This is a genomic window from Methanocalculus sp. (assembly GCF_029762515.1).
Lineage (GTDB): Archaea > Halobacteriota > Methanomicrobia > Methanomicrobiales > Methanocorpusculaceae > Methanocalculus.
Map to the genome: position 1 here is coordinate 1 of NZ_JARVGN010000077.1, position 7,048 is coordinate 7,048.

The window sequence follows — 7,048 nt, forward strand, 5'->3', positions numbered from 1 at the left end:
AGGATGCATGCGGCATCTGAAGGGGGGACGCTCAGATCCTCATGTGAGATAACCGGGGGTGCAGCCGGTGAATAAGGCAGGTAGATCCTCCTACCGGCATCCTGTAGTGTTCCGCAGGCACCAGTCGAAATCGACCGGGTGATCCCGGAGAATGGAACACGGGGTGCTCCATGCTCTTCTGCCAGTTTACTGATACGCTCTTCAAGGAGTATCTCATCTAAGCTTCTGTACTGGGATCGTCTGATAAATATCCCAAGCTCAGTTCTCTTTCCATTCTTCTGACTTTGCAGATTTTGAAGGAGGATCCTGTGTCGTTCAACATCTTGGGTGAGTTCTCCTGCCATGATCATCTCTCTCTCCCCCCTCCGGATGATGATGAGCAGCTCTTCTTCCTTCTCTGACTGTAGAGAGGAATTCAATCTCAGGGTAAGTGCCGCCTCGCAGAAGAATCCTGATTCTGAGATCTTTTGGATTATCGTGCTTTCCCGGAAGAAATCTGCGTTAACAAGAGCAATAAGAGCCCCGCTATCTGAGATACGGAGTGCTGAGGCGAAAAGCAGATCCGGAACTGAGGCAGGGTTTGGGGGGAAGAGCAGAACGAAGTCGAATACACGGGTGCAACCATTAAGAATTGATACGGGATCTCCCGCGATGACTTCTATCTCATCCGCTGATCCGGTTGCCGGGGTATCGACCATGGCGACTACCTCAGCTGCACCGATTCCTTCTTTAACTACGGAGAGCAGCTTCAGATTGTCTCCGGATGAAGAGAGGATCGCTTGGTAATTCCTCCCGGATGCATATGAGATGATGAATGTGGGGATCCATTCGGGTACGTCCATTTGTATCATATTCTGCCTGTCACCTCATCAAACCCTGCTGAAGACAATACTTATCTGCTGCCACTGCAGAACAGCCAGTATGAATCGCATCGTTATCATTGCATTCCTCTCTCTTATTGCACTCTCGGCATCTGCCGGATGCACGGGTTTTCTCCCGGTGCAGAATGATCCGGGCAATCAGCCTCCGGTAACTCAGTACCCGGCGACATATCAGCCAGCAGATGATGCACCTGCAGCAGAATCACAAGGTTATTCACAGCCGTATTCTCAGCCAGCCGGTGGAATAAGTGGGATATCACGGATGGTTATATGGGCTGAGCCACTGGATCTGGGCGGGTTTCACAATCAGGATGGCCTGATAATCAAGTACAGGTTCTATGATGCATATAACCGACCAGTCAGTTTTGAAGGAACATCCATCTCAATACAGATCACCATGCATACCCCCGACACAAACCGGCAAAAAATAAAGATTAATCCACGGCAGATATACCGGGGTTCATCCACCATCACGCGTTCGTTGCCAGAAGGGGATTATCCTCTCCGTGGAATATGGATTCCCTATACTGAGCTGACCCTGACCGATCAGGATCGAGGCATCGGCAGGATCAATGCCAGAGTGAACCTCCCGACCGGGGTAGTGCTTGAGGCAGATGAGTGGTATATCTGGCCGGTTACCTGAAACCGGAATCTCTTTTTCTCACTCTTTCATTATGAAGAACCCGATCACGGCGAGGAATAAGCCGATAAGGACGGCGATGATCCCAAGCGATCCTTTCAACACCATGATCACCTCGGGGATGTACAGGTAAATCCCATACCCTCCGAGAAGAATGAGTACGATTCCTGCGATAAGGCTTCCAAGCCCTGCTTTATCTACCATATGTATCATATTTTTCGTTCTTTTTGTAGCATATAAACGTTCTTCATATCCTCCATGTACCGTGTCAACATCTGACAAAGTCTAATGCGTCATACCGCAAACAAGACTTCATACAGGGATAGCAATGTTCTGGAATAAAGAGATGGAAACCCTTCGTGGAAAAGACCTCGAAGAACTCCAGTTAAAAAGGTTGAAATGGACGATTTCGCAGGCTGAAAAAGTCCCCTTCTTTAAAAACAAACTCCGCGCGGAGGGCCTGTCTGCTGATTCAATCCATACTCCCGATGATGTCAGGAAACTGCCGTTTACTTATAAAACCGATCTTCGTGAAGGCTATCCGTTTGGGTTCTTTGCTGTTCCACGACGTGATATTGTCCGGATTCATACGACATCCGGCACAACCGGCAAACCGACCGTTGTCGGGTATACCCGCAATGATCTGGCGGCATGGGCGGATCTGATCGCCCGGAACCTGACGATGGTGGGCCTGACGCCTGAGGATACCTTCCAGAATGCAGTCAATTACGGTCTCTTCACAGGCGGACTTGGCTTCCATTATGGTGCGGAACTGATGGGAATGATGGTGATCCCAAGCGCCACCGGAAACACAAAACGCCAGATCGAGATGATCAACGACTTTGGAGTTACATCAATCCACTGCACACCAGGATATGCCCTCCACATCACCGAAGTGGTCGAGCAGATGGGCACTTCCCTTCCCACGCTCAGGATCGGGGTCTTTGGGGCAGAGGCGTGGTCTGAGACGATGCGCCAGGAGCTTGAGTCACGTCTCTCGATTAATGCCTATGATAGTTATGGGATGAGCGAGATGTTTGGACCCGGTGTCGCCTTCGAGTGCCCGGAACAGAATGGCCTTCATATCTGGGAGGATTGTTTCCTCTCCGAGATCATCGATCCAAAGACCGGCGAGACCCTTGGACCCGGAGAGAAGGGTGAGCTTGTGATCACATCCCTCTCAAAGGAGGCGATGCCGCTTCTCCGGTACAGGACAGGCGATATCACCATGATCCTTGAGGATGACTGCCCCTGTGGAAGAGGACGGCGTATCGCACGTATTATGGGGAGGAGCGATGATATGCTGGTGATACGTGGAATCAACGTCTTCCCCTCCCAGATCGAGCATGTGCTCCTTGGAATCCCCGAGGTGGGTGATCAGTATATGGTATATGTTGACCGGAAAAACCATCTTGATGAGATGACAATCGATGTTGAGATGAACCGGCAGGCGTTCTCGGGTGAGCTGGATGGCCTTGTCGGCCTTCAGACGATGATCTCACGGAAGCTGCATGACGCACTCTCTCTCAGAACCACTGTCCGGCTTGTGGAACCCGGATCGCTCCCACGGTTTGAAGGAAAAGCCAAACGTGTTGTGGACCGGAGGGGTGATCTCTGATGCACTCCTGGGATCCCCGAATCGAGGAGATGCCAAAAGCAGAACTCGAAAAAGTCCAGTACCGGCTCCTGAAGACTCTTGTGTACCGGTTGTACAGCTTCTCGGATTTCTATCATGCCCGTATGAAGGAGGCAAAGGTTCATCCCGATGATATCAAAACGCTTGCGGATATCAGGCTTCTTCCCTTCATGTATAAGAGTGATCTGCGGGATAACTACCCGGACAAACTCTTCTGTGCTCCACAGAACGATCTCGTCCGCTACCATGTCTCATCCGGGACAACCGGCAAGCCGACGGTTGTCGGATATACACAGAAAGATCTCGACCTCTGGACGACATCCCTTGCACGTGCCCTCACCTCCTGCGGGATCGGGAAAGGGGATGTGATCCAGGTCTCCTATGGCTATGGACTCTTCACCGGGGGGCTTGGCCTGCACTATGGTGCCGAGCGGATCGGGGCAACAGTTCTTCCAACAAGTGTCGGAAACACCGAGCGGCAGATCGAACTGATGCAGGACCTAAAGGCGACCGCAATTGCCTGCACGCCATCATATCTGATCCATATCGGCGAGGCGGCTGAACGGATGGGAGTCTCCATCCAGAAGGATACCCAGCTCAGGTCAGCTATCATCGGTGCAGAACCCTGGTCCGAGACGATGCGGACCCGTATCTACGAGACGATGGGTGTCCGCGCCTATGATATCTACGGCACAAGCGAGATATCTGGCCCGATGTTCTCTGAATGTTCTGAACAGAAGGGAATTCATATCTGGGGCGATATCGCAATCCCCGAGATCATTGATCCGGAGACCGGAGAGCCGCTCCCGCCCGGCGAACATGGCGAGCTGGTGATGACCGTCCTCCAGAAAGAGGCGCTCCCGATGATCCGGTACCGGATCGGGGATCTGACACAGATTCTTGATGAACCCTGCCCCTGTGGCAGGACACACCCACGCATCCAGCGGATCTCCGGGCGGGTTGATGACATGCTCATTATCAGGGGCATCAATGTCTTCCCCTCGGCCGTTGAGCATGCGATCTTAAGCATACCTGAGTTATCCGGGCATTTCATGATCGAGGTTGATCGGAAGGGATCGCTTGACGATATGCTTGTCCGGGTTGAGATGGCACCGGAGGCATTATCTGATAAGATCAACGATCTCATCAACATCAAGCGAAAGGTTGAGCATACCTTGAAAAACGCCCTGAATGTGGCGGTACAGGTTGACCTCTCTGAACCGGGTTCACTACCCCGTTTTGAGGGGAAAGCAAAACGTGTCATCGACAGGAGGGTATTCTGATGCAGGGAGAATATATCATCAAACAGATCTCCATCTTTTCGGAGAACAAACCCGGGCGGCTTGCGGCTATTGCAGAGGCGCTCGAGAAGAGTAATGTGAATATCTATGCCTTCTCAATTGCAGAGGCAAACAGCTTCGGTGTCGTTCGGGCACTTGTTGACAAGCCTGACGATGCCCGATCTGTCCTTGAAAAACTCGGTTTTGCCGTCCAGTTCACCGATGTGATTGCTGTTCGGATGAAGGATCAGCCGGGAGGACTTCATGAGGTGGCACAGATCCTCGGTGATGCCGGGATTAATATCGAGTATGCGTATGCCTATTCCGGCAGAGAAGCAGCGGTGCTGATTCTGAGGGTGAGCCAGGCGGGAGAGGCAATCTCGAAGATTCAGGCTGCCGGTGGCTCCCTCCTGAGAGAGAGCGATCTTGGGTAGCCCTATTCTTCATCTCCTTTTGTGAACATATGGACGCGGCCTGCGACTTTGGCGAGATTGATAACAAAGGCGATCCCATTGCCGGGCTTTTCAAGTTCCGCTGCAGATACGATTGCCGCAAGGATCGTATCGGTCTGCTCGGGACTGACGATTGTCAGGATGATCTCTTTTTCAGGCTCAATCCTGATCCCAAGCAGTGTCTGCATCTCATGAATGCCGGTTCCACGACCGGGAATGATAGTACCGCCTGATGCACCTGCCTTTCGGGATGCCTCGATCACCTGTTGTGACCAGCCTTTTTTAACAATTGTTACAATGAGTTCTTTACAGCCTTCACAGATCATGATGATTTCACCTTTTTGATTCTGAAGTAGATCCCAAGTACTAGAATGGAGAGGATTGGGGCAAGGGCGATTAACGCGATCAGTCCAAACCCGTCTATAATCGGATCACGTCCTTCAATGCCTGCTGCAACACCAATAGCAAGTGCCATTAGGAAAGTTACTGCCATCGGTCCTGTCGCAACACCGCCTGAGTCAAAGGCGATTGCAACAAAGTCCCTGTCCGAGAGCCAGAGGAGGATGATGGCAATTGCGTATCCGATAATGATGAGGGGAAGAAACGGGAAGCCGATGACGATCCGCGCCATCCCGAGTGCAACAGCAATCCCAACGCCGATTGAGAGTGTGTAGAGGATCAGTGTTCCCTTGATAAAACCGCTTGAGGATTGTTCAACCTGGGCACTGAGAATGCGGACTGCGGGTTCGGCATAGGTTGCCAGCATACCGAGGAAGAATCCAAACGGGATGAGTATCCAGGCTTTGCCAATAGCGCTGAAGAATGATCCTATCGCATCTCCTGCCGGGATGAATGCGATATGCACGCCCTGAAGAAAGAGGATCATACCGATGAGGGTGAGGAATATCCCCTTGAAGAGGTTGATCACATGCCCCATAGGGAGTTTCAGGTACGTCACCTGAAAGAGGATGAAGAAGATTGAGAGCGGGATGAGTGCGATGACGGCATCCTGGATGACTGCGGCAATACCGTTGAATATGACGAGCTCGGCTATCATACCAGGATCCCAAGGAGCATTATGCCGATGATCGGGCCGATTGATGCAAGCCCGATTAACCCGAATCCGTCAGTCAGTGCTGATCTACCGGCAAGAACCGAGCTCAGGCCGATTCCAAGAGCGAGGATGAAGGGAACCGTGAGCGGTCCCGTCGTCACCCCCCCTGCATCATAGGCGATCTGCAGGTAATCAGCCGGAGTAAATAATGCCAGAATGATGACAAGCAGGTACCCTCCGGTAAAGAGCCAGGTAATGGGAACACCAACGACGATCCTGAGCATCGCAAGTGCGACGAAGATCCCAACACCTGCTGCAATTGAGAGGATCATCGGGTCGCGAGCGATTCCACCATTTGAGACTATCTCGACCATATTCGTCAGCACACGCACATCCGGCTCTGCGACTGTGGCAAGGAACCCAAAGAAGAAGGCAATACAGATGACCAGATAGATGGATCCATGTTTTGGGAGATCGGATCCGATCGCCTCACCCATCGGAAGAAGACCGTTATTCACCCCAATCAGGAAGAGCGTAATGCCGGCGGTAAGCATGATAACCCCCAGAGCATAGTTGACCAGATCTGAAACCGGTGAACTGGTGAGAACTGCAAGGACGATCAATACAATGAGGGCAATAGGTGCCACTGCCTGAATGACCTCTTTTAATGTTTCACGCCCTTCACTCAACATTCCTGTTCCATCCTGCCTGTTCCTTCATGAGCCATACTGAAACCGGATGCCAGCCATCACATGTATCGGAAAAAAACTGTATCCGGGTCTGGATGTATATTCACCCTGAAATCGTAAAAAACAGGTGGTTGTCAGATATTGTAGGAAGATGTTTACTGCTTCTCCCACCTGAGCAGATCCATCACAACCGAGAGGGTTGATCCCCGCCGTATCTCTTCGCGCAGCCGCTCTTCGGTTTTAAAAACCTCAACTGCGCGGCGGCTGATCTCATAGGCATGCTCTTTTGGAATGACGACGACTCCGCTTCCATCCCCGATGATCCAGTCCCCCGGACGAACCGCCTGTCCGCAGCACCGAATCTCAGGATTGATCTCACCAAACCCTTTCGGCTCACCGGCATTTGGGACTGCTGC

9 protein-coding genes and 1 pseudogene are annotated in these 7,048 nt (G+C 51.8%); 4 read left to right on the forward strand and 6 right to left on the reverse strand.

All coding sequences use genetic code 11. The annotated features are described in order from the left end of the window. The coding region (locus QCH34_RS04080; protein ID WP_300330520.1) for a hypothetical protein at positions 1-851 on the reverse strand (851 nt) is incomplete at its 3' end. Positions 852-921: 70 nt separating this feature from the next. On the opposite strand from QCH34_RS04080, the gene QCH34_RS04085 reads away from it, so the two are divergent. Next, positions 922-1,524, forward strand: coding sequence for a hypothetical protein (locus QCH34_RS04085; protein ID WP_300330522.1), 603 nt, complete (start codon positions 922-924; stop codon positions 1,522-1,524). 18 nt (positions 1,525-1,542) lie between these two features. Here QCH34_RS04085 and QCH34_RS04090 read toward each other — a convergent pair whose 3' ends face one another. After that, positions 1,543-1,725, reverse strand: a complete 183-nt coding sequence (locus tag QCH34_RS04090; protein ID WP_300330524.1) for a hypothetical protein — start codon at positions 1,723-1,725, stop codon at positions 1,543-1,545. A 124-nt stretch (positions 1,726-1,849) separates the two neighbouring features. On the opposite strand from QCH34_RS04090, the gene QCH34_RS04095 reads away from it, so the two are divergent. From QCH34_RS04095 to QCH34_RS04105, 3 genes are read left to right on the forward strand one after another with little or no spacing between them, the layout of a single operon-like run. After that, complete coding sequence (locus QCH34_RS04095; RefSeq protein WP_300330526.1) at positions 1,850-3,139, forward strand: phenylacetate--CoA ligase family protein; 1,290 nt, start codon at positions 1,850-1,852, stop codon at positions 3,137-3,139. Continuing rightward, positions 3,139-4,440 (forward strand): phenylacetate--CoA ligase family protein, encoded by a 1,302-nt coding sequence (locus QCH34_RS04100; RefSeq protein WP_300330528.1) that lies wholly within the window; start codon positions 3,139-3,141, stop codon positions 4,438-4,440. Before QCH34_RS04095 ends, QCH34_RS04100 begins: the two co-directional genes overlap by 1 nt. Continuing rightward, the gene (locus tag QCH34_RS04105; protein ID WP_300330540.1) at positions 4,437-4,871 is read left to right on the forward strand and encodes an ACT domain-containing protein; all 435 of its coding nucleotides are present in this window, start codon (positions 4,437-4,439) and stop codon (positions 4,869-4,871) included. Before QCH34_RS04100 ends, QCH34_RS04105 begins: the two co-directional genes overlap by 4 nt. A gap of 2 nt (positions 4,872-4,873) precedes the next feature. Here QCH34_RS04105 and QCH34_RS04110 read toward each other — a convergent pair whose 3' ends face one another. The 4 genes and pseudogenes from QCH34_RS04110 to QCH34_RS04125 all read right to left on the reverse strand — a co-directional run. Next, the gene (locus QCH34_RS04110) at positions 4,874-5,215 is read right to left on the reverse strand and encodes a P-II family nitrogen regulator (protein ID WP_300330531.1); all 342 of its coding nucleotides are present in this window, start codon (positions 5,213-5,215) and stop codon (positions 4,874-4,876) included. Beyond that, positions 5,212-5,946 (reverse strand): DUF1538 domain-containing protein, encoded by a 735-nt coding sequence (locus QCH34_RS04115; protein ID WP_300330534.1) that lies wholly within the window; start codon positions 5,944-5,946, stop codon positions 5,212-5,214. The genes QCH34_RS04110 and QCH34_RS04115 overlap by 4 nt, the downstream gene beginning before the upstream one ends. Next, on the reverse strand, positions 5,943-6,635 hold the full coding sequence (locus tag QCH34_RS04120) for a DUF1538 domain-containing protein (RefSeq protein ID WP_300330537.1): 693 nt from the start codon (positions 6,633-6,635) through the stop codon (positions 5,943-5,945). The genes QCH34_RS04115 and QCH34_RS04120 overlap by 4 nt, the downstream gene beginning before the upstream one ends. 152 nt (positions 6,636-6,787) lie before the next feature. After that, positions 6,788-7,048: pseudogene (locus QCH34_RS04125) on the reverse strand (bifunctional hexulose-6-phosphate synthase/ribonuclease regulator); the annotation flags it as partial.